We start from the raw sequence: 20,082 nt of genomic DNA, 5'->3' as shown, positions 1-20,082 counted from the left end.
GCGTGTACGCGATCACCTTCGACTTCAACACTGAGTTGCTTGAGCAACTCTATAAAAACGACTCCTGGCGTAATGCTTACTCTGATGTGCGCCGCTTTCTGGAAGCCAACGGGTTCGAAAACAAGCAGGGCTCGGTTTACTTCGCATTGGATGAGATCGACGCGACTGATTGCATCGCCGTGGTGCAGGATTTGGCGGAAGAATACGATTGGTTCGTCCCGTCATTACGCGACATCCGCATGCTGCGGATCGAAGAGAACAACGATCTGATGACGGTGCTCGATCGCAAGCGCCGCAGGCGCCGGACGGTTTAGGACACGCTCATGGCTGAATTCGCGCTTCCGAAGAACTCCAAGCTTACCAAGGGCAAACACCACCCTGCGCCCGAGGGGGCCAAGAAGGTCAAGACCTTCAAGGTCTATCGCTACGATCCCGAAGTGGATTCCAATCCGCGCTGGGACACCTACGACGTGGATGTCGGATCCTGCGGGCCGATGGTGCTCGACGTGATCCTGCACATCAAGAACACCGTGGACCCGACCCTCGCGATCCGCCGCTCCTGCCGCGAGGGCGTGTGCGGCTCCTGTTCGGTCAACCTGGGCGGCCGTAATACCTTGGCCTGCACCCATGCCTGGTCCGACGTTCCGGGCAAGGAGATCACCATCTCGCCCCTGCCGCACATGCCGGTGATCAAGGACCTGGTGGCGGACCTGACGCTGTTTTTCGCCCAGTACGAATCGATCGAACCCTGGCTGCACACCGACACGCCCGAGCCTCAGAAGGAGTGGGTGCAGACGCCGGAGGACCGCGGCCTGGTCGACGGACTGTACGAGTGCATAATGTGCGCCTGCTGCTCCACGTCCTGCCCGAGCTACTGGTGGAACCAGGAGAAGTACCTGGGTCCCGCCGCCCTGCTGCAGGCCTATCGCTGGCTGGCCGACAGCCGCGACGAGGCGCGGGGCGAGCGGCTCGACTACCTGGAAGACCCGTTCAAGCTCTATCGCTGCCACACCATCATGAACTGCGCGCAGGTGTGTCCGAAGGGGCTGAACCCGGCCAAGGCGATCGCCTCGATCAAGGCCATGCTGGTGGATCGCGTGGTTTAACGCGTCCGGCGGGTCCCGCTCAGCCAGGTAAGCTGGGCGGCGGGGGACCCAAGCTTGGCCTTTTGCGTTCAGCAACCGCCATCTGAGGAAACCCACATGAAGACCATCCTGATCGCCGCCACCGCTGCACTCGCCCTGACCGCAGGCGCGGCCGAGGCGAGGGGCTGCCTGAAGGGCGCCCTGGTCGGCGGCGTCGCCGGCCATTTCGCCGGCCACCACGCCCTTGTCGGCGCGGCGGGCGGCTGCGCGGTCGGTCACTACATGGCCCACCGCCACTACCACCGCTGAGTCTCGGGGCTGACGCAGGCGTGAGCCCTGTCGTCAGCCCTGGTTCAGCTTGGCGGGGCTACCGTCCCGCCATTCGAAACAGGCTGCACGCCCTGGAGGCGTGCTGACGGAGGCAAGACATGAAGAAGAAGCTTATTCTGGCCGGGGCCATGGCGGCCGTCCTGCCGAGCGCCGCCCTGGCCCAGCCGCCGAACCCGGCGTGCGTGCAGTCCAACCAGAACAGCCGGGTGGAAGGCACCGTTCTCGGCGCGGGCGCGGGCGCCGTGCTCGGCAGCGTGCTGGCGGGCCGCCACTCCCGCGGTGAAGGTGCGGTTCTGGGCGCGGTCGGCGGTGGCGTGGCCGGCAACGTGATCGCCGGACAGCGCAACGATCCCTGCCCTCCGGGCTATTACTATCCCCAGCCGGGCTACGGTGCTCCGCCGCCGGCCTACGGCCCTGTCGGCGCCGGCGGGTTCTGGCGCGGTGCGCCGACCGATGTGAGGGCTCGCATCGATTTCCTGCAGCAGCGGATCAACCGCCTGTCCGCCAACGGCCGGATCAGCCCAGGCGAGGCCCAGCAGGCCTATGCCCGCCTGAGCCAGGTCCGCCGCTATGCGCGGAACAACTACCAGCGCTACGGCCAGCTGACCCCGGACCAGCAGGGCTACGTCCAGTCGCAGCTCGACTATGTGGGCCGCAGCCTGCGCTGGGAAGCCAGCTACGGCTACTGATCTCGCCGTCGCATCCGGCAGGAGGGCCGCCCGTCGTGGCGGCCCTTTCTATTGGGCGGTGATCAAGCCATTCCATCGGCGCAAGCGACGCCGCACCGGCCAGAGCATCACCTCCAGAAGGTCGTGGGGGCGGTCACCGTCCTCCAGGCCCGTGGCGGGGAGCTCGCCGGGCCGGGCCCGCCGGTAGGTGCCAAGGGCCACGTCGTAGATCGGGAAGATGAAGGCGAAGTTCCGGTCATAGTGTTCCGGCTCCACCGAGTGATGGATGCGGTGGTAGCTGGGCGAGGACAACAGCCAGGACAACCGGCCGAAATCCAGCGTGGAGTTGGCGTGCATGAAGTGCACGTAGAGGGTCGACAGGAAATAGATCGAGAGGACGGCCGCCGGCGCCCTGAACAGCAGCCCGAGCGGCAAGGCGACGAAGGCGGTGCGCATGATCATCGCCGACCAGTGGTGCAGCACGCCGGAGGTGGAGTTTATGTGCGGCTCGCTGTGGTGCAGGGTGTGCAGCGACCAGAGCCAGGGAACGGTGTGCTGCAGGCGGTGGAAGCCGTACTCGCCGGCGTCGGCGACGAAAACGTAGGCAAAGGCGCCTGCGGCCAGTCCCCAGCCGTGGTCGGACAGGACGATCATCCCACCGCCAAGGCGGTTCGCGCCGACCGCGACCGCGCCGACCAGCAGCGGCCCGACCGCAGCGTTCAGCATAAGCCAGGCCAGCATGGTCGCCAGATTCAGCAGCCGGTGGTTGGGCGGGACCGGCGCGACGGGAGAGCGCCGCTCCACCAGCACATGGACCAGCCCCATGGCGAGCAGCGCCACGGCGGCGGAGAGGAGGATGCCGAACAGCATGACGTGACCCGAGGCGTCGAAGAACCGGGCGAGTTTCGCGCCTTCGACTTACGAATGGCTGAAAGCGGCTCAGGCGACCGGGGTGACCGCGTCGCCCTTCTTGCTGTCCGGGATCGGCAGCGGCGTGACAGGCGGCGCCTGCTCCCAGCCGCCCCCGAGCGACTTGAACACGGTGACCTGGTCGGAGGCCAGCGCCTGGTCGGAGTCGGCCAGAGCCAGGTCGGCGTTGACGAGGTTGGTTTCGGCGGTCAGCAGGTCGAGATAGCTGGCCGAGCCTTCGCGGTAGCGGATGCGCTGGAGGTCGAAGGCGTGGCGCTGCGCGTCGTCGGCGCCCTTGAGCGACTTGTTGCGGCGAAGCTCGCCCTGGTAGGCGACGAGCGAGGTCTCCACGTCCTGCAGCGCCTGCAGCACGGTCTGCTGGAAGTTGGCCAGCGAGGCTGAGGCGGCGGCGCGCGCTTCCCGGATCTGCGCCTGTACCGCCAGGGTGTTGGGGAAACTCCAGCTCAGCAGCGGGCCGATGAGATAGCTCAGGCCGCCGGTGGAGGCCAGGTTGCCGAGCTTGGTGGCCGACTCCGCTGCCGATCCGCCGATCGTGATGGTGGGGTAGAGGTCGGCGGTGGCGACGCCGATGCGGGCGACGTTACCGGCCAGCTGCCGCTCGGCCTCGCGCAGGTCCGGGCGGCGGCGGATCAGGGCCTGGCCGTCGCCCACCGGCACCAGCTGCTTCAGCGTCGGCGGGGCCTTGCAGGCATCGGCGTCCTTGGAGATGGCTTCCGGGGGCTTGCCTGTCAGCACCGCCAATTGGAACAAGGCGCTGCGGCGCTGGGCGTCGTAGGCCGGCTGGTCGGCCTGGACCTGCTGCAGCAGGCCCTGCTGCTGGACCACTTCGAGCTGGCCGACGCCGCCGGCCGCCTGCTGCGCCTTGGTGACGGCGAGCGTCTGCTGGACCACGTCCACCGCGCGCTGGGCGACCTCGGCCTCCTGACCGAAGGCGCAGGCGTTGACATAGGCCCGGGTGGTCTCGCCGGCGACGCTGACGCGGGTGTAGTCGAGGGCTGCGGCCTGGGCCTGGGCGTCGGCGCGGGCGGCCTGGATGGTGCGGGTTATACGCCCGAACAGATCCACCTCGTAGGAGACGTCCAGGCCGTAGGAATAGTAGCTTTGTGCGGGCGGGACGATCGAGGCGGTGCTGCCGGCGGAGTCGCCGCCGCTGCGGATCGCGGACGCGAAGAGGCTATCGCCGCTGACGCCGTACTGGGCGCTGCCGGTGAGGTTGGTGGAGGGCAGGCGGGCGGAGCGGGCGAGCGTCAGGGCGGCGCGCGCCTGCACCAAGTTGGCGGCGGACTGCTTCAGCGTGTTGTTGTGGAGCAGGGCGTCCTGAACGAGGTCGTTGAGCGCGGCGTCGTTGTAGAGCCGCCACCAGTCCGGCGGCAGGGGCGACCCGGTGGAGGTGTCCGGCGCGCTGGCCGCAAACTTGCCGCCGCCCGGCTGGTCGGGCGCGGGTGTGGAGGGCGGGACGTACTTGGGACCGACCACGCAGCCGGTGAGGGCTGCACAGCTGAGCAGGCCGGCGAGGCGAGGCGCGAGCTGGCGCATCAGACCTCGGCCCCGGTCGGCATGCCGCCGGTGGTGGGCGCCTCGGGCGGGGGCTTGGCGGGCTTGGGCAGGCGGTCGCCGAGCGCGCGGGCCACGGTGTAGAAGACCGGGGTGAAGATCAGGCCGAACACGGTCACCCCGATCATGCCGAAGAACACCGCGACCCCCAGCGCCTGACGCAGCTCCGCGCCGGCCCCGCTTGCAAACGCCAGCGGCACCACGCCCAGAATGAAGGCGAAGGAGGTCATCAGGATCGGACGCAGGCGGGTGCGGGCCGCTTCGGTCGCGGCCTTGTAGCGGTCGTGTCCGTGCTCGATCTCGCCCTGGCGCGCAAACTCCACGATCAGGATGGCGTTCTTGGCGGCCAGGCCCACCAGTACGATGAAGCCGATCTGGGTCAGGATGTTGTTGTCCAGCCCCATGATGTTCACGCCGGTGATGGCGGCCAGCAGGCACATGGGCACGATCAGGATCACCGCCAGCGGCATGGTCACGCTCTCGTACAGCGCCGCCAGCAGCAGGAAGACCAGCACCACGGCCAGCACGAACACCAGGCCTGCGGTGTTGCCGGCAGCTTCCTGCTGGTAGGCCAGCTCGGTCCACTCATAGTGGTAGCCCTCGGGCAGGATGCGGGTGGCGATCTCTTCCATCGCCTTCATGGTCTGGCCGGTGGAGCGGCCGGGGGGCGTGTTGGCCTGGACCTCGGCGGCGGGGAACAGCTGGTAGCGCAGCACGCGGTAGGGACCGGTGACGCGCTTGACGTCGATCACCGCGCCCAGCGGCATCATCGCGCCGCTGTTGGTGCGGGTCTGCAGCTGCTGGATTTCCGAGGCGTCCATGCGGTAGGGCGTGTCGGCCTGGGCGAACACCTCGTAGGTGTGGTTCAGGTAGTTGAAGTCATTGATGTAGCTTGAGCCCAGATAGGTCTGCAGGGTGTTGAAGACAGAACTGTCGTTGACGCCGAAGTACTCCGCCTTCACCCGGTCGATGTTAGCCAGCAAGCGGGGAGTCTTGGTGTTGAAGGTCTCGTAGGCGCCGGTGACGCTGGGGTCCTGGTTGACGGCGTCGACCATCTCCTGGGCGACCTGCTCCAGCTGCTTGTAGTTGGCCTTCCCGCTCCGGTCCTCGATGATCATCTTCACCCCGCCCTGAGTGCCGATGCCGCGTACGGGCGGCGGCGGCAGGATGCGGATCTGGGCGCCGGGGATCGACTGCAGCCGCTTCTGCTCGTCGGCGATCATGCTCTTCAGCGTGACATGGGCCTTGTGGCGGTTCTCGAAGCTGTCCTCGATCAGGTAGGCCTGTCCGGAGGCGGAGTTGGTGGTCTGGGTGGAGGCGTCCACCCCGGCATAGGTGGATGCGCCGATCATGCCCTTGGATCCAAGCGCGAGAGGAATGGTCTTGCGGATCAGGGTGTCGGTTCGCGACAGCGAGGATCCGTTGGGCAGGTTCGCCGCCATGATGACATTGCCCTGGTCCTGGGACGGGATGAAGCCCACGGGCGTCGCCCCGATCCGCCAGACGGTCAGCGCGATCAGGCCGGCATAGATCACCAGCATGAGCACGGCCATGCGCAGCAACCGCCGTGTCAGGTTGCCGTAGCCCCGGCTCAGCCGGTCGAAGCCCTTGTTGAACGTCTGCGCGCCGACGCTGAACGGCCGCATCCAGGCCGGCCCGCGCTTGCCGCCGTGCTGGTGCTTGGGCTTCAGCAGCAGGGCGGCCATGGCGGGGGACAGGGTCAGCGACACGATCAGGGAGAAGATGGTGGCCGTGGCGATGGTCAGGGCGAACTGGCGGTAGAACTGGCCCGAGATGCCGCTGATGAAGGCCGCGGGGATGAACACCGCCGAGAGCACGAGCGCGATGGCGACCAGGGCGCCGCCCACCTCGTCCATGGTGGCATGGGCGGCTTCGGGGGGGCTCATGCCGTCTTCGAGGTGGCGCTCGACGTTCTCCACCACGACAATGGCGTCGTCGACCACGATGCCGATGGCCAGCACCAGGCCGAACAGCGACAGGTTGTTGAGCGAAAACCCCGCCGCCAGCATCACCGCCAGCGTGCCGATCAGGCTGACCGGGATGGCCAGGATCGGGATGATCGCCGCGCGCCAGCTCTGCAGGAAGACGATCACCACCACCACCACCAGGATCAGCGCCTCGAACAGGGTGCGCTGCACCTCGGTGATGCTGTCCTTGATGTACTGGGTGGGGTTGTAGATGATCTGGTAGTCGAGCCCCGGCGGGAAGCTCTTCTTCAGCTCCGCCATCTCCTTGATGACGGCGTCGGCGGCCTGCAGCGCATTGGTGCCGGGCTGCTGCAGGATGCCGATGGCGGCGGCGGGGTTGGTGTCCGGCTTGCCGTCCTTGAGGATGCCGAGATAGGCGTTGGTGGTGTAGGTGGCGGCGCCCAGCGTCACCCGCGCCACGTCCGAGACGCGCGTGATGCGCCCCTGGTCGTCGCGCTTCAGCACGATGTCGGCGAACTCCGCAGGCGTCACCAGCCGGCCCTGGGTCTGGACCTGCAGCTGGTAGGCGGCCGGATTGTTCCCGAAAGGCGGCGAACCGATGTTGCCGGCGGCGACCTGGACGTTGTGGTTCCTCAGCTGGGTGACGATGTCGTCCACCGTGAGGTTGCGCGCCGCCGCCTTGTCCGGGTCGATCCAGATGCGGATGGAGTAGTCGCGCGCCGCACGCACCGACACGTCGCCGACGCCCGGCAGCCGCAACAGGGGGTTCTGGACCTGCAGGGTGACGTAGTTGGCCACGTACTGCTGGTCCAGAGACTTGTCCGGCGAGTACATGTGCACCGCCAGCAGGATGTCCGGCGAGCTCTTGCGCACCGTGATGCCGGTGGACTGGATCTCCTGGGGCAGGCGGGGCTTGGCGGTGTCGACCCGGTTCTCTACAAGCTCCTGGGCCTTGTCGAGGTCGGTGCCGAGCTTGAAGGTGACGGTGATCTGCAGGTTGCCGTCGCCGGTGGACTGGGAGGACATGTAGATCATGTCCTCCACCCCGTTGATCTGTTCCTCGAGAGGGTCGGCCACGGTCTCGGCGATGGTCTCGGCCGAGGCGCCGGGATAGGTCAGCGTCACGTTGACGGTCGGCGGCACGATCTCCGGGTACTGGGCGGCCGGCAGGTTCGGGTAGGCGATGGCGCCCAGCAGGGTGATCAGGATGGCGATGACGGCCGCGAACACCGGCCGGTCGATCATGAAGTGGGAAAAACGCATCGCCCGTGGGCCGCCTTACTGGATCTGGCCGGCGTAGGTGCCGGCGGCGGCGGGGGGCGCGAGGTCGGCGGGCGTGGGCGAGGCGCCGGGGTCGGGCGGGGTGATCCTGCCCTGCTTGACCTTCACCTCGACGCCCACCTTGGCGCGCTGCAGGCCGTCGATAACCAGATCGTCCCCGGCCTTGAGGCCACCGGTCACCACGCGCAGGCCGTCCACCAGCGGCCCCTCGGTGATCTTGCGCTGCTCGATCTTGCCGTCGCGGCCGACCACATAGACGACCGTGTCGCTCTGCTGGGTCGTGGTGACATCGTCGGGGATGAGCAGGGCCTGATAGGCGCCGGAGCCCAGCAGGCGCAGGTGGCCGAACAGGCCCGGCAGGTAGATCAGCTTGGGATTGTCCACCAGGGCGCGGCCCCGGATCGTGCCCGAGTTCGCGTCCAACGTGTTGTCCACGAAGTCCATGCGGCCGCGGATGGCGAAGTTGGGCTGGTCCTGCAGCCGGATCTCCACCGGGTTGGCGAAGGTGCGGGAACTGGGCCGGCTGCCCATCGCCGCCTGGCGCTGGTACTTCAGATAGAGCGACTCCGCGCCGTAGAAGCTGAAGCGGATCGGGTTCAGGTCGGTGATGTTGGTCAGGATGGTGGTGTCCTGGGTCACCAGGTTGCCGGGCGCCACCCGGCGATCCGAGGCCAGGCCGTCCTGGGGCGCGGTCACCCGGGTGAAGCTCAGGTTCAGGGCGGCTGTCGCGGTGGTGGCGCGGGCGGCGACCAGGTCGGCGGCCGCCTGCTGTTCGGCGGCCAGGCGGGTCTCGTACTCCTGCTCGGCGATCGCCTTGGCCGCGTACAGGCGCTCGGCCCGGGCGCGCTCGATCCTGGCGTTGGCCAGGGTGGCGACCGCACGCGCCTCCTGCCCCTTGGCCTGGTCCAGCGCCGCCTGGTAGGGGCGGGGGTCGATGACGAACAGCACCTGGCCCTTGCGGACCACCTGGCCGTCAGTGAAGCCGATCGACTTCAGATACCCGCTCACCCGCGGACGGATGTCCACGGAGTCGATCGCCTCGAAGCGGCCCACGAAGTCGTCCCAGTCCACGATCTTCTTGGCCAGGGGCTTGGAGACGATCACGGTCGGCGGCGGGGGCTTGGGCGGGGCCTTCTTGGCGCATCCGGCGACGCCGACGCAGATCGCAACCATCAGCGTGATCGCACGCATTCACTATCTCCGCCGGGGATGGCTCCTCCGGCCCGAGCGGGTGCTAGGGCACGGGCGTCCGCGGTGCAATGTTGGAGATGTTGCGATAGCGAAAAGAACCGGCATCAGCCATGGGCCGGCCGGGCTACCAAGTCCATGTCAAAGATGGAACGCTCGTCAAGTCCGGCAGGCAATGAGCTGGATCATCCTGCGCAGCTGAGTTGCTCTGGGCTTACTCCAGCTCAGATCGGCTTGACGCCTCAGGCGCCTGCATGTCTCCCGAGAGGGAGTTACCGCGCCGGGTCGTAGTTGAGGATTGGAGCCAGCCAGCGCTCGGCCGTCTTCACCTCCCAGCCCTTGCGGCGGGCGTAGTCGGCGGTTTGGTCGGCGTCGATCTTGCCCACGCCGAAGTAGTGCGCCTCCGGGTGGGCGAAGTAGAGGCCGGAGACCGAGGCCGGCGGGGCCATGGCGAAGCTCTCGGTCAGCGACATGCCCGTGGCGCGCTCGGCGTCGAGCAGGCGGAACAAGGTGGCCTTCTCAGTGTGGTCCGGCTGGGCGGGATAGCCCGGAGCCGGACGGATGCCGCGGTACTTCTCGGCCAGCAGGTCGTCCACCGCCAGCGCCTCGTCCGGCGCATAACCCCAGAGCTCGCGGCGAACGCGCGCGTGCATCACCTCGGCGAACGCCTCGGCCAGCCGGTCGGCCAGGGTCGTGGCCAGGATGGCGGAGTAGTCGTCGCCGGCCTGCTTGTAGTGCAGCGACAGCGCGCTCTCGCCGTGGCCGGCGGTGACGGCGAAGGCGCCCATGTAGTCGGCCGGGCCGCCTATCGGGGCGACGAAATCTGAGAGCGCCAGGTTCGGCTTGCCCTCGCTCTTCAGCATCTGCTGACGCAGGGTGTGCAAGCGCGCCAACTCGCTTGATCGCGTATCGTCCGTATACAGAATGATATCGTCCGCCTCGCTGTTGGCGGCCCAGAAGCCGACCACGCCTGAGGCTTGGAACAGGCTCTCCTGGACGATGCGGTCCAGCATGGGCCGGGCGTCGGCGTAGAGGTTGCGGGCGGCTTCACCCACGACATCGTCCTCGAAGATCGCCGGGTAGCGGCCGACCAGCTCCCAGCTGGCGAAGAAGGGCGTCCAGTCGATGGCGGCCGCGAGGGTGGCCAGGTCGTAGTCGTTGAAGGCGCGCGTGCCGAGGAAGCTCGGGCGCGTGGGCGTGTGGTCAGCGAAGTCGGGGCGGAAACGGCTGGCGCGGGCCTGCTCGAGGGTCGCGCGGGCCTTCTGCTCGCGGCCCCGGGCGAACTGCTCGCGGATCTTGACATACTCGTCGCGCACGGCGGAGCGGGCGTTCTGGCCCTCGCTCGGCGACAGCAGGCCTGAGACCACGCCCACGGCCCGGCTGGCGTCGGGGACGTAGATGGTGGCGCCGTCGAAGACGGGCTCGATCTTCACCGCGGTGTGGGTGCGGCTGGTGGTGGCGCCGCCGATCAGCAGCGGCTTGTCGCCCATGCCGCGGCGCTGCATCTCGCTGGCCACGAACACCATCTCGTCCAGGGACGGCGTAATCAGGCCGGAGAGGCCCACGATGTCGACCTTGTGCTCCATGGCGGCGTCCAGGATGCGGTCGGCCGGCACCATGACGCCGAGGTCGATCACCTCGTAATTGTTGCACTGGAGCACGACGCCGACGATGGACTTGCCGATGTCGTGCACGTCGCCCTTCACCGTGGCCATCAGCACCTTGCCGGCGTAGCTGCGCGGACCCCCGCCGGCCTCAGCCTCCATGAAGGGCATCAGGTGGGCTACGGCCTGCTTCATCACGCGGGCGGACTTGACCACCTGGGGCAGGAACATCTTGCCTGCGCCGAACAGGTCGCCGACCACGTTCATCCCGTCCATCAGCGGGCCTTCGATGACGTGCAGGGGCCGGGCGACCGACAGGCGCGCCTCTTCGGTGTCGGCGACGATGAACTCGGAATTGCCGTTGACCAGGGCGTATTCCAGCCGCTTGCCAACGGGCTGCTCTCGCCAGGCCAGGTCCACCACCCGCACGGCGCCCTTGTCGCCCTTGTACTTGGGCGCGAGGTCCACCAGCCGCTCGGTGCTATCGGCCCGGCGGTTCTGGATGACGTCCTCGACCGCTTCCCGCAGCTCCGGGTCGATCTTGTCGTAGACGGGCAGGTCGCCGGCGTTGACGATGCCCATGTCCATGCCCGCGGCGATGGCGTGGTAGAGGAAGACCGAGTGCATGGCGCGCCGCACCGGCTCGTTGCCCCGGAAGCTGAACGAGACGTTGGAGACGCCGCCGGAGATGTGGGCGTGGGGCAGGCTATCCCGGATGCGCTTGGTCGCATGGATGAAGTCGAGCGCGTAGTTGTTGTGCTCCTCGATCCCCGTCGCCACCGCGAAGATGTTGGGGTCGAAGATGATGTCCTCGGGCGGATAGCCCAGCTTGTCCACCAGCAGCCGGTAGGCCCGGGTGCAGATCTCCACCTTGCGGTCGGCGGTGTCGGCCTGGCCCACCTCGTCGAAGGCCATGACCACGACCGCCGCGCCATAGCGCTGGCAGGCCTTGGCCTGGGCGATGAACTTCGCCTCGCCCTCCTTGAGGCTGATGGAGTTGACGATGCAGCGGCCCTGCACGCACTTCAGCCCGGCCTCGATCACCTCCCACTTGGAGCTGTCGACCATCACCGGCACCCGCGCGATGTCGGGCTCGCCGGCGATCAGGTTCAGGAAGGTGGTCATGGCGGCGGCGGAGTCGAGCAGGCCCTCGTCCATGTTCACGTCGATGACCTGGGCGCCGGCCTCCACCTGCTGGCGGGCGACGTCCAGGGCGGCCGGATAGTCGCCGGCGGCCACCAGCTTCCTGAACTTGGCGGAACCGGTGACGTTGGTGCGCTCGCCGATGTTGACGAAGATGGGGACGGTCATGCGCTTGCAATCGGATCGGGCTCGCGGCCGGCGAGCTGGAGGCGGCGAGAGATCACCGCCTGGGGCGCCCCAGCCGTTTGCAGCGCACGCCAGTCGGCGGGGCTTGAGGTCAGGCGCTTGTACAGCACGCCGAGGATCACGCGCAGGTTGGCCATGCCGGCGCCATGCACCGCGTCCAAAATCGTGGCCGGCGCGCGGCCCAGGGTGGCCTCAATCACGGTGAGACCCGCGGAGTCGGCGGCGGGTTCGAGGTCGGAGCGGGCGATCACCTGGAAGAAGGCGCGGCCGAGGGTGGCGGAGGCGGCGTCGCTCACCGCCGGCTTGTTCAGCCGGGCGCGCAAAGTGCGCAGTGCCTCGACCTCGACCTGGGACAGGGCGAGCTTGGGATCAGGGCGGCTGACCGTCACGACGCGGTCATGCCAGCTCGAACGGCTCCAACCCTGACAGGCGCATGGCGACAGGCCGCTTCACCGGAGCGCGGGGACGCTTGCCGGCTACCGACTGGGCTATGTGGGCGATGTGGTCTGGCGTGGTGCCGCAGCAGCCGCCCAGGATGTTGACGATGCCGCTCGCCGCCCACTCCTCCAGCTGGCAGGCGGTCTCGTGCGGCTGCTCGTCGTACTCGCCGAAGGCGTTCGGAAGGCCGGCGTTGGGATAGGCGGAGACCAGGCAGTCGGCCAGCCTCGAGAGCTCGGCCACGTGCGGGCGCATCAGCTCGGCGCCCAGGGCGCAGTTCAGCCCCACCGCAAAAGGGCGGGCATGGCGGATGGAGTTCCAGAAGGCCTCCACGGTCTGGCCCGACAGGGTGCGGCCCGACCGGTCGGTGATGGTGCCGGAGACCCAGATCGGCAGGGGCTCCATTCCGTCGTCCTCCAGGTCCAGGATCGCCTTGATGGCGGCCTTGGCGTTCAGGGTGTCGAACACCGTCTCCACCAGGAAGATGTCCACATCGCCCGCGTGCAGCGCCAGGGCCTGCTCGCGATAGGCGTGGTAGACCTCGTCGAAGGTCACCGCCCGTTTGGACGGATCGTTCACGTCCGGGGAGATGGACAGGGTGCGCGAGAGCGGCCCGATGGAGCCGGCGACATAGCGCGGCCGGTCCGGGCTCTTGGCGGTCCAGCGGTCGGCCGCCTCCCGCGCCAGGCGGGCCGCGCAGGCGTTGATGTCCATCACCGCCGCCTCCAGCGCGTAGTCCGCCTGGCTGATCGAGGTGGCGTTGAAGGTGTTGGTGGCCACGATGTCGGCGCCGGCGGCCAGATAGGCGTCGTGCAGCTCGCCTACCACGTCCGGCCGGGTGACGCAGAGCAGGTCGTTGTCGCCCTGCAAGGGGCTCGGATGGTCGGCGAAGCGGGCCCCGCGGAAGTCCGCTTCGGTCAGCTTGCGTTGCTGGAACATGGAGCCCGCGGCGCCGTCCAGGATCAGGATGCGATCATGGGCGGCGGCCTTCAGCGCCGCGATGCGGTCGGCGCGCCTCATGCGGCCTCGGCTGCGGGTGTGGTGACGCCCAGCATGCGGCAGACTGCGTAGACCAGCTCGGCCCGGTTCAGGGTGTAGAAATGCAGCTCCGAGAACCCCTGGCCCACCAGCTCCTGGCACATCTCGCTGGCGACCGTCGCGGCCACCAGGCTGCGCGTGTCCGGATCGGCGTCCAGGCCCTCGAACACCTTGGCGATGGAGGCAGGGATGTGGGCGCAGGCGATCTCGGCCATGCGCTTCAGGCCCTTGACGCTGGTCACCGGCATCACGCCGGGCAGGATCGGGATGTTGATCCCAGCCTTCCGCACCCGGTCGACGAAGCGGTAGAAGGCTTCGGTGTCCAGGAAGAACTGGGTGATCGCGCGGGTCGCGCCTGAGTCCACCTTGGCCTTCAGGGCGTCGATGTCCTGCAGCATGGAGGGGCTCTCGGGATGCTTCTCCGGATAGGCGGCGACGCTGATCTCGAAGGGCGCGATGGCGCTGATGCCGGCCGCCAGCTCGCAGGCGTTGCGATAGCTGTCCGGTCCCGGCTGGTAGGCGCCGCCGAGCTGGCCCGGCGGGTCGCCGCGCAGCGCCACGATGTGGCGTACCCCGGCCGCCCAGTAGTCGCGCACCACCTGGTCCACCTCCGCCCGAGTGGCGGAGACGCAGGTCAGGTGGGCGGCGGGCTTAAGCCGTGTCTCGGCCAGCATCCGGCGCAGGACGCCGAGCGTGCGTTCCCGCGTGGAGCCGCCGGCCCCGTAGGTGACCGAGACGAAGGTGGGATCCAGCGGCGCCAGCCGATCGACGGCGCGCCAGAGCTGGGCCTCCAACTCCGGGGTCTTGGGCGGGAAGAACTCGAACGAGACCCGCGGCCGCACGGCCCCCACGGGAGCGAGGGCCGGCCGGGACGGCGAGGGCTGGACCTGCATGACCGAACCGGATGTTAAAAGGACGAGGTAATCATATAAGGATATCCTTATATCCCCCGCCCGGCGAGGGGTCAATCCGACCGCAGGCTTGGCCGGTGGAACCTGCCGGAAGCCCATAGGGTTCAAACTGCATGAGACCCATCGCCTTGTTCGCCTCCGTCATAATCTTGTCCGCCGTCGAATCCGCGGCCTTCGCGCAATCGTCCAGCGTGGATGTCCGCCTCGGGCCCGCCGTGCAGGCGCGGACGGCGGACCTCGGGCAGGCTGAGCTCGACGGACAGCGGCTTGAGCTGCAGCACGAGGTGGAGCAGGCCATAGCCCGGAGCCACAAGGCGCCGCTTCAGGTGCATCTGGTGATCCAGGACATCCAGCCGAACCGGCCGACCTCGCGCGAACTTGGGCTCAGCACGTCGCTGAACGCCGGCAGTTTCGGGCTTGGCGGCGCGGCCATCACCGGTGAGGTCGTGCTGGCGGACGGGTCGCGCCTGCCCATCCGTTACCGATTCTTCGAGACCCAGCTGCGCGACGAGGTCAACTTCACCACTTGGGGCGATGCGGATGCGGCCTTCAACACCCTGGCTGAAGACATCGGCGCAGGAAGACCGCCCAACGACTCCCGGTCATGGCCGCCGCCGCACCGGCCAAGCGCACCGACCGGAACGCGCCTGCTGAACTGACGCTATCCGCCCATCCGGACCACGACCTTGCCCAGGGCCCGCCGCTCGGCCAGCACACGGATCGCCTCGGCGGCCCGGACGAAAGGGAAGGTCTGGGACACCTCGGGGCGGAGCTTCCCCTCGGCGTAGAGCGACATCATCTGCGCGACATTGGCTTGGTGCGCCTTGGGATCGCGGGCCACGAAGGCGCCCCAGAACACGCCGCAGATGTCGCAGCCCTTGAGCAGGGTGAGGTTCAGCGGCAGCTTGGGAATGCCGGCCGGGAAGCCGACCACCAGGAACCGGCCTTCCCAGGCGATGGCCCGCAGCGCGGGCTCCGCATAGTCGCCGCCGACGGGATCGTAGATCACGTGGGCGCCTTCGGCTCCGACCGCGTCCTTGAACTGGGCCGACAACGCCTTCAGCCCGTCCTTGTCGAAGGGGCCGTGAGGATAGACCACCGTGGCGTCCGCGCCGTGCGCCTTCGCCATCGCCGCCTTCTCGTCGGAGGAGACCGCAGCGATCACGCGCGCGCCGAACGCCTTGCCGATCTCCACCGCCGCCAGCCCCACCCCGCCCGCGGCGCCTAGCACCAGCAGGGTCTGGTCGGGCTGTAGACGGCCGCGCTGCTTCAGGGCGTGGTAGGAGGTGCCGTAGGTCATGGTGAAGGCGGCGGCGGTCTCGAAGGGCATGCCGTCGGGCATGGGCAGGCAGCGGCTCGCCGGGACAACCATCATCTCCGAAAGACCGCCATAGGCCGCCGAGCCGATCACCCGGTCGCCGGCCGAGACCGTCGCGACGCCTTCTCCGACGGCGTCCACCACGCCGGACACCTCCGCGCCCGGCGAGAAGGGCCGGGGCGGCTTCACCTGGTATCTGTCTTCGATGATCAGGCTGTCGGGGAAGTTGATCCCGCAGGCGGCCACCTTGATGCGGACCTCGCCGGGGCCGGGCTCAGGCGTCGGCAGATCCTCGATGACCAGGGTGTCGGGCCCGCCGGGCGCCTTGCTGAGGAGGGCCTTCATCGTGCTCACCCGATCGCCCCGCCGCTGGAGATGGTCTGGCCGCCGTCCACCACCAGCACGTGGCCGGTGGTGAAACGCCCCGCGTCCGAAGCCAGGAACACCGCCGCGCCCGCGATCTCGTCCGGCTCGCCGATCCGGCGCAGAGGGGTGGAGGCGGTGGCGGACTTCAGGGTGGCGGGGTTCTCCCACAGCGCCTTGGCGAAGTCGGTGCGGATCAGGCCCGGCGCGATGCAGTTCACCCGCACGTTGTGGGGGCCGTACTCGTCGGCGTAGTTCCTGGCCAGCTGCATGTCGGCGGCCTTTGACACGTTGTAGGCGCCGATGACGGTGGAGGACTTCAGCCCGCCGATGGAGGAGACGATGATGATTGCGCCGTCGCCGCGCTCCACCATCTGCGGCGCGACCAGCTGGACCAGCCAGTGGTTGGACAGGATGTTGTTGTCCATGATCTTGCGGAACTGGTCGTCGGAGATGCCGGCCATTGGCCCGTAATAAGGATTGCTGGCGGCGTTGCAGACCATCACGTCGATCGGGCCGAGCGTGTCATTCGTCTGGGTGACCAGCTGGGCCAGCGCCTCCTTGTGCGAGATGCTGGCGGCGATCGCCACCGCCCGATCGGGGCCGAAGGCCGCGTTGATCTCGTCGGCGACGGCCTGGCAGGCGTCCTGCTTGCGCGACGAGATCACCACCCGCGCTCCCTGCTCGGCCATGCGGTGCGCGATCGCCTTGCCGATGCCGCGGGAGGAGCCGGTGACGACGGCCACCTTGCCGGTCAGGTCGAACAGGGACATGGCGACGGGGTTCCTACTGGCTGTCGAGGGCCTGCGTCCTTCGAGACGCGGGCCATAGGCCCGCTCCTCAGGATGACGAGCGGGGGTGGATTGCATAAACCTTCGTCATGCTGAGGAGCCCGAAGGGCGTCTCGAAGCACGCAGCACGACGGCTCACCACCCTGTCGCGCGGCGCAGCTTGACCATGCCGCCTAACCAGCGGTCGTAGTTCGTCGCCTTGTTCAGCATGTACTGGGCGACCTGGGGATGGGGCAGGATCAGGAACTGTTCGGCGGCCAGGCCCTGGACGACGGACTCCGCCACCGTCTCCAGGCTGAGCAGACCGTCCAGCAGGGCGGGCGTCCTGGCGTCCGCGCCGCGCGCCATAGCGGTATCCACCCCCTGGGGACAGAGGGCCGAGACCTTGATGCCGTCGTCCTTGTGGGTGATGGCGAGGTGCTCGCAGAAGCCGAGCGCCGCGTGCTTGGTGGTCGAATAGGTGGCGCTGCCCACCTGACTCAGCAGGCCCGCGGCCGAGACGGTGGCCAGGAAGTAGCCCTCGCGCCGTTCGCGCCAGGCCGGCAGCAGGGCGCGCACAGCGTGAACATGGCCCATGACGTTGACGCCCCAGGATCGCGCCCAATCCTCCTCCGAGGCGGAAGACGCGTCCTTGAAGTCGGGGTCGCGCGCCAGGACGCCGGCGTTGGAGGCGTAGAGGTCGATCACGCCCACGTCAGCCTGGACCTTCTCCACCATGGCGGCGACCTCGTCCGCCTGGGAGACGTCGCAGGCGAAGGCGGAGCCGCCCACCCGGTCGGCCGTCTCCGCTGCGCCGTCGATGTTCAGGTCGGCGGCGATCACCTTGGCCGCACCCTCGGCATGGAAGCGTTCGCAGAGCGCGCGCCCGATGCCCTGGGCGGCGCCGGTGACGACCACGATCTTGCCGCTCAGCTGCATCTTGGTTCCTTCAGGCCCCCGCCCTCACGGCGAAGCCCCAGGCGGCCTCCGCCAGCCGGGGCGCGCGCGCCGCCATCTCGGCCGCCCGGGGGCTGGCGGCGGTGCCGTCGCGCACCCGGCCGCCGATGCCCTGCAGGATGCCCACCAGGCGGAACAGGTTGTAGGCGAAGTACCAGTCCAGCGCCGGCATGGCGTCCCGCCCCGTCAGCCGGCAGTAGAGCGCCGCCGCCTTGTCGCGCGACGGGATGCCGAGCGCGGGCAGGTCGAGCCCGCCCAGGCCGCTGCGGCCATCGTGCGGCATCTCCCAGTTCATCAGCGTGTAGGAAAAGTCTGCCAGGGGGTCGCCGAGCGTCGACAGCTCCCAGTCCAGCACCGCCGCCACCCGGTCGCCGGAGGGGGCCATGATCATGTTGTCCAGCCGGTAGTCGCCGTGGACGATCGACGTACCGGCCTGCTCCGGCACCGTGCGGGGCAGCCACTCCATCAGCTTTTCGGCCGCCTCGATCCGGTCGGTCTCCGAGGCGCGGTACTGCCGGGTCCAGCGCTCCACCTGGCGGGCGAAGTAGTTGCCGGGGCGGCCGTAGTCGCCGAGGCCGATCGCGGCGTAATCCACCTGGTGCAGGGTCGCCAGGGTGGTGATCATGGCCTCGTAGACCTTGCGCCGGGCCTCCGGAGTGAGGCCAGGCAGGGCGCCGTCCCAGTGAATCGCACCCTCCACCGCCTCCATGACGTAGAACACCGCGCCGATCACCGAGGCGTCCTCGCAGAGCGCATAGGCATGGGGGACGGCGAAGTTGACCTTGTTCAGGGCTGCGATCAGCCTGAACTCCCGGTCCACCGCGTGGGCCGAGGGCAGCAGCGTCCCGAACGGCTTGCGGCGGAGCACATAGGCCTGGCGGGGCGTCTCCAGCCGGTAGGTCGGGTTGGACTGGCCGCCCTTGAACTGGAAAACCTGCAGCGGGCCGGCGTAACCGTCCACGTGCGCGTCCATCCAGCGCGCCAGCGCCGCCTCGTCGAACTGATGACGGGCCTCCACCGGCTTCACGCCGGAGAAGGCGTCGGCCAGCGCTTCGCTCATTCGGCGGCGGCCGCCTGCTGCGGCACGCTTTCAGGAGCGTTGGTGTAGCGGCGGAACTCCAGCCGCGCGATCGCCCGGTTGTGCACCTCGTCCGGCCCGTCGGCGAGGCGCAGGGTGCGGATGCCGGCGTAGCTCTTGGCCAGGCCGAAGTCGTCGGAGACGCCGCCGCCGCCGTGCGCCTGGATGGCGTCGTCGATGATCTTCAGGGCGGCGCGGGGGGCGGCCACCTTGATCATGGCGATCTCCAGCTGGGCGCCCTTGTTGCCGACCTTGTCCATGGCGTCGGCGGCCTTCAGGCACAGCAGGCGGGTCATCTCGATGTCCATGCGGGCCTCGGCGATCCGCTGCTCCCAGACGGACTGTTCGGAGATGCGCTTGCCGAAGGCGGTGCGGGTGAGCAGCCGCTTGCACATCTTCTCCAGCGCCACCTCGGCGGTTCCCAGCGTCCTCATGCAATGGTGGATGCGGCCCGGCCCCAGCCGCCCCTGGGCGATCTCGAAGCCGCGGCCTTCGCCGAGCAGCAGGTTGTCCACAGGTACGCGCACGTCGCGCAGGATTACCTCGGCATGGCCGTGGGGGGCGTCGTCGTAGCCGAAGACGGGCAGCATGCGGACCACCTCGACGCCCGGGGCGTCGAGCGGCACCAGGATCTGGGACTGCTGCTTGTGACGAGCGGCGTCCGGGTCGGTCTTGCCCATGACGATGGCGACCTTGCAGCGCGGATCGCCGACGCCTGACGACCACCACTTGCGTCCGTTGATGACGTATTCGTCGCCGTCGCGCCGGATCGAGGTGGTGATGTTGGTGGCGTCCGACGAGGCGACCTCGGGCTCGGTCATCAGGAAGGCGGAGCGGATCTCGCCGGCCATCAACGGCTTCAGCCAGCGGTCCTTCTGGGCGTCCGTCCCGTAGAAGTGCAGCACCTCCATGTTGCCGGTGTCGGGGGCGGAGCAGTTGAACACTTCGGAGGCGTGCTGGGCGCGCCCCATCTCCTGGGCGCACAGGGCGTAGTCCAGATTGGTCAGGCCCGCGCCGCGATAGTCGCCCACATCGTGGGTGGCGGAAGGCGGCATGAACAGGTTCCACAGCCCCTGCGCCTTGGCCTTAGCCTTCAGCGCCTCCAGCCCCTGCAGCACGATCCAGCGGTCGGCGCCGGCCGCCTGGTGCTCATGGTGGACGCCTTCGAGGGCGGGATAGACCTCCGCATCCATGAAGTCGCGCACGCGCTTCAGCCAGTGGCTCTGGGAGGCGGATAGGGTGAAGTCCAAGGCGAAGCTCCGACAGGCCGGCTCTGGCTGGCGCGGTTGGG

The 20,082-nt window shown here is 68.6% G+C and carries 18 protein-coding genes; 5 read left to right on the top strand and 13 right to left on the bottom strand.

Annotated elements, in window-relative coordinates; all coding sequences use genetic code 11:
• Nucleotides 1-2: 2 nt before the first annotated feature.
• From HUV06_RS00600 to HUV06_RS00585, 4 genes are all read left to right on the top strand, one after another.
• Nucleotides 3-314, top strand: a complete 312-nt coding sequence (locus HUV06_RS00600) for a virulence factor (RefSeq protein ID WP_174299330.1) — start codon at nucleotides 3-5, stop codon at nucleotides 312-314.
• A 9-nt stretch (nucleotides 315-323) separates the two neighbouring features.
• Nucleotides 324-1,106, top strand: coding sequence for a succinate dehydrogenase iron-sulfur subunit (locus HUV06_RS00595; protein WP_174299329.1), 783 nt, complete (start codon nucleotides 324-326; stop codon nucleotides 1,104-1,106).
• Between the two features lie 96 nt (nucleotides 1,107-1,202).
• Entirely contained in the window at nucleotides 1,203-1,394 is a 192-nt protein-coding gene (locus HUV06_RS00590) for a hypothetical protein (RefSeq protein ID WP_174299328.1), read from the top strand.
• A 119-nt stretch (nucleotides 1,395-1,513) separates the two neighbouring features.
• Nucleotides 1,514-2,104 (top strand): glycine zipper 2TM domain-containing protein, encoded by a 591-nt coding sequence (locus HUV06_RS00585; RefSeq protein WP_174299327.1) that lies wholly within the window; start codon nucleotides 1,514-1,516, stop codon nucleotides 2,102-2,104.
• Between the two features lie 48 nt (nucleotides 2,105-2,152).
• Here the strand turns inward: HUV06_RS00585 and HUV06_RS00580 are convergent, their stop codons facing one another.
• From HUV06_RS00580 to metF, 8 genes are all read right to left on the bottom strand, one after another.
• A complete protein-coding gene (locus tag HUV06_RS00580) occupies nucleotides 2,153-2,953 on the bottom strand; it encodes a sterol desaturase family protein (protein ID WP_174299326.1) in 801 nt (266 codons plus the stop codon).
• 69 nt (nucleotides 2,954-3,022) lie between these two features.
• Nucleotides 3,023-4,549 carry an efflux transporter outer membrane subunit gene (locus HUV06_RS00575; RefSeq protein ID WP_174299325.1) on the bottom strand — a complete coding sequence of 509 codons (1,527 nt, stop codon included), beginning with the start codon at nucleotides 4,547-4,549 and terminating at the stop codon, nucleotides 3,023-3,025.
• Nucleotides 4,549-7,779 carry an efflux RND transporter permease subunit gene (locus tag HUV06_RS00570; RefSeq protein ID WP_174299324.1) on the bottom strand — a complete coding sequence of 1,077 codons (3,231 nt, stop codon included), beginning with the start codon at nucleotides 7,777-7,779 and terminating at the stop codon, nucleotides 4,549-4,551. Before HUV06_RS00570 ends, HUV06_RS00575 begins: the two co-directional genes overlap by 1 nt.
• A 15-nt stretch (nucleotides 7,780-7,794) precedes the next feature.
• Nucleotides 7,795-8,988: an efflux RND transporter periplasmic adaptor subunit gene (locus tag HUV06_RS00565; protein WP_174299323.1), complete on the bottom strand. Its 1,194-nt coding sequence runs from the start codon at nucleotides 8,986-8,988 to the stop codon at nucleotides 7,795-7,797.
• Nucleotides 8,989-9,257: 269 nt separating this feature from the next.
• Nucleotides 9,258-11,900: a methionine synthase gene (metH, locus tag HUV06_RS00560; RefSeq protein ID WP_174299322.1), complete on the bottom strand. Its 2,643-nt coding sequence runs from the start codon at nucleotides 11,898-11,900 to the stop codon at nucleotides 9,258-9,260.
• A complete protein-coding gene (locus HUV06_RS00555) occupies nucleotides 11,897-12,307 on the bottom strand; it encodes a hypothetical protein (RefSeq protein WP_174299321.1) in 411 nt (136 codons plus the stop codon). The genes metH and HUV06_RS00555 overlap by 4 nt, the downstream gene beginning before the upstream one ends.
• A gap of 7 nt (nucleotides 12,308-12,314) precedes the next feature.
• Nucleotides 12,315-13,376 carry a homocysteine S-methyltransferase family protein gene (locus tag HUV06_RS00550; protein WP_174299320.1) on the bottom strand — a complete coding sequence of 354 codons (1,062 nt, stop codon included), beginning with the start codon at nucleotides 13,374-13,376 and terminating at the stop codon, nucleotides 12,315-12,317.
• Complete coding sequence (gene metF / locus HUV06_RS00545) at nucleotides 13,373-14,287, bottom strand: methylenetetrahydrofolate reductase [NAD(P)H] (protein ID WP_174299319.1); 915 nt, start codon at nucleotides 14,285-14,287, stop codon at nucleotides 13,373-13,375. Before metF ends, HUV06_RS00550 begins: the two co-directional genes overlap by 4 nt.
• A gap of 146 nt (nucleotides 14,288-14,433) precedes the next feature.
• On the opposite strand from metF, the gene HUV06_RS00540 reads away from it, so the two are divergent.
• Nucleotides 14,434-14,964 carry a hypothetical protein gene (locus tag HUV06_RS00540; RefSeq protein WP_174299318.1) on the top strand — a complete coding sequence of 177 codons (531 nt, stop codon included), beginning with the start codon at nucleotides 14,434-14,436 and terminating at the stop codon, nucleotides 14,962-14,964.
• A 2-nt stretch (nucleotides 14,965-14,966) separates the two neighbouring features.
• Here the strand turns inward: HUV06_RS00540 and HUV06_RS00535 are convergent, their stop codons facing one another.
• From HUV06_RS00535 to HUV06_RS00515, 5 genes are all read right to left on the bottom strand, one after another.
• Complete coding sequence (locus tag HUV06_RS00535) at nucleotides 14,967-15,968, bottom strand: NADPH:quinone oxidoreductase family protein (RefSeq protein ID WP_174299317.1); 1,002 nt, start codon at nucleotides 15,966-15,968, stop codon at nucleotides 14,967-14,969.
• A 5-nt stretch (nucleotides 15,969-15,973) separates the two neighbouring features.
• Entirely contained in the window at nucleotides 15,974-16,759 is a 786-nt protein-coding gene (locus HUV06_RS00530; RefSeq protein WP_174299316.1) for an SDR family oxidoreductase, read from the bottom strand.
• Between the two features lie 153 nt (nucleotides 16,760-16,912).
• Nucleotides 16,913-17,695 (bottom strand): SDR family oxidoreductase, encoded by a 783-nt coding sequence (locus tag HUV06_RS00525; RefSeq protein WP_174299315.1) that lies wholly within the window; start codon nucleotides 17,693-17,695, stop codon nucleotides 16,913-16,915.
• A gap of 10 nt (nucleotides 17,696-17,705) precedes the next feature.
• Nucleotides 17,706-18,773 (bottom strand): phosphotransferase, encoded by a 1,068-nt coding sequence (locus HUV06_RS00520; RefSeq protein ID WP_174299314.1) that lies wholly within the window; start codon nucleotides 18,771-18,773, stop codon nucleotides 17,706-17,708.
• Nucleotides 18,770-20,041, bottom strand: a complete 1,272-nt coding sequence (locus tag HUV06_RS00515; protein ID WP_174299313.1) for an acyl-CoA dehydrogenase family protein — start codon at nucleotides 20,039-20,041, stop codon at nucleotides 18,770-18,772. Before HUV06_RS00515 ends, HUV06_RS00520 begins: the two co-directional genes overlap by 4 nt.
• Nucleotides 20,042-20,082 lie beyond the last annotated feature (41 nt).

This window comes from Caulobacter sp. S45 (assembly GCF_903642205.1).
In the GTDB taxonomy this organism is placed as follows: domain Bacteria; phylum Pseudomonadota; class Alphaproteobacteria; order Caulobacterales; family Caulobacteraceae; genus CAHJWH01.
This window is presented reverse-complemented; position numbering and strand designations above follow the sequence as displayed.

Coding starts and splice junctions, on each gene's coding strand:
- HUV06_RS00570 (WP_174299324.1), bottom strand. CDS start 7,779: ATGCGTTTTTCCCACTTCATGATCGACCGGCCGGTGTTCGCGGCCGTC.
- HUV06_RS00580 (WP_174299326.1), bottom strand. CDS start 2,953: ATGCTGTTCGGCATCCTCCTCTCCGCCGCCGTGGCGCTGCTCGCCATG.
- HUV06_RS00535 (WP_174299317.1), bottom strand. CDS start 15,968: ATGAAGGCCCTCCTCAGCAAGGCGCCCGGCGGGCCCGACACCCTGGTC.
- HUV06_RS00525 (WP_174299315.1), bottom strand. CDS start 17,695: ATGCAGCTGAGCGGCAAGATCGTGGTCGTCACCGGCGCCGCCCAGGGC.
- HUV06_RS00530 (WP_174299316.1), bottom strand. CDS start 16,759: ATGTCCCTGTTCGACCTGACCGGCAAGGTGGCCGTCGTCACCGGCTCC.
- HUV06_RS00585 (WP_174299327.1), top strand. CDS start 1,514: ATGAAGAAGAAGCTTATTCTGGCCGGGGCCATGGCGGCCGTCCTGCCG.
- metH (WP_174299322.1), bottom strand. CDS start 11,900: ATGACCGTCCCCATCTTCGTCAACATCGGCGAGCGCACCAACGTCACC.
- HUV06_RS00565 (WP_174299323.1), bottom strand. CDS start 8,988: ATGCGTGCGATCACGCTGATGGTTGCGATCTGCGTCGGCGTCGCCGGA.
- HUV06_RS00575 (WP_174299325.1), bottom strand. CDS start 4,549: ATGCGCCAGCTCGCGCCTCGCCTCGCCGGCCTGCTCAGCTGTGCAGCC.
- HUV06_RS00520 (WP_174299314.1), bottom strand. CDS start 18,773: ATGAGCGAAGCGCTGGCCGACGCCTTCTCCGGCGTGAAGCCGGTGGAG.
- HUV06_RS00550 (WP_174299320.1), bottom strand. CDS start 13,376: ATGAGGCGCGCCGACCGCATCGCGGCGCTGAAGGCCGCCGCCCATGAT.
- HUV06_RS00595 (WP_174299329.1), top strand. CDS start 324: ATGGCTGAATTCGCGCTTCCGAAGAACTCCAAGCTTACCAAGGGCAAA.
- HUV06_RS00590 (WP_174299328.1), top strand. CDS start 1,203: ATGAAGACCATCCTGATCGCCGCCACCGCTGCACTCGCCCTGACCGCA.
- metF (WP_174299319.1), bottom strand. CDS start 14,287: ATGCAGGTCCAGCCCTCGCCGTCCCGGCCGGCCCTCGCTCCCGTGGGG.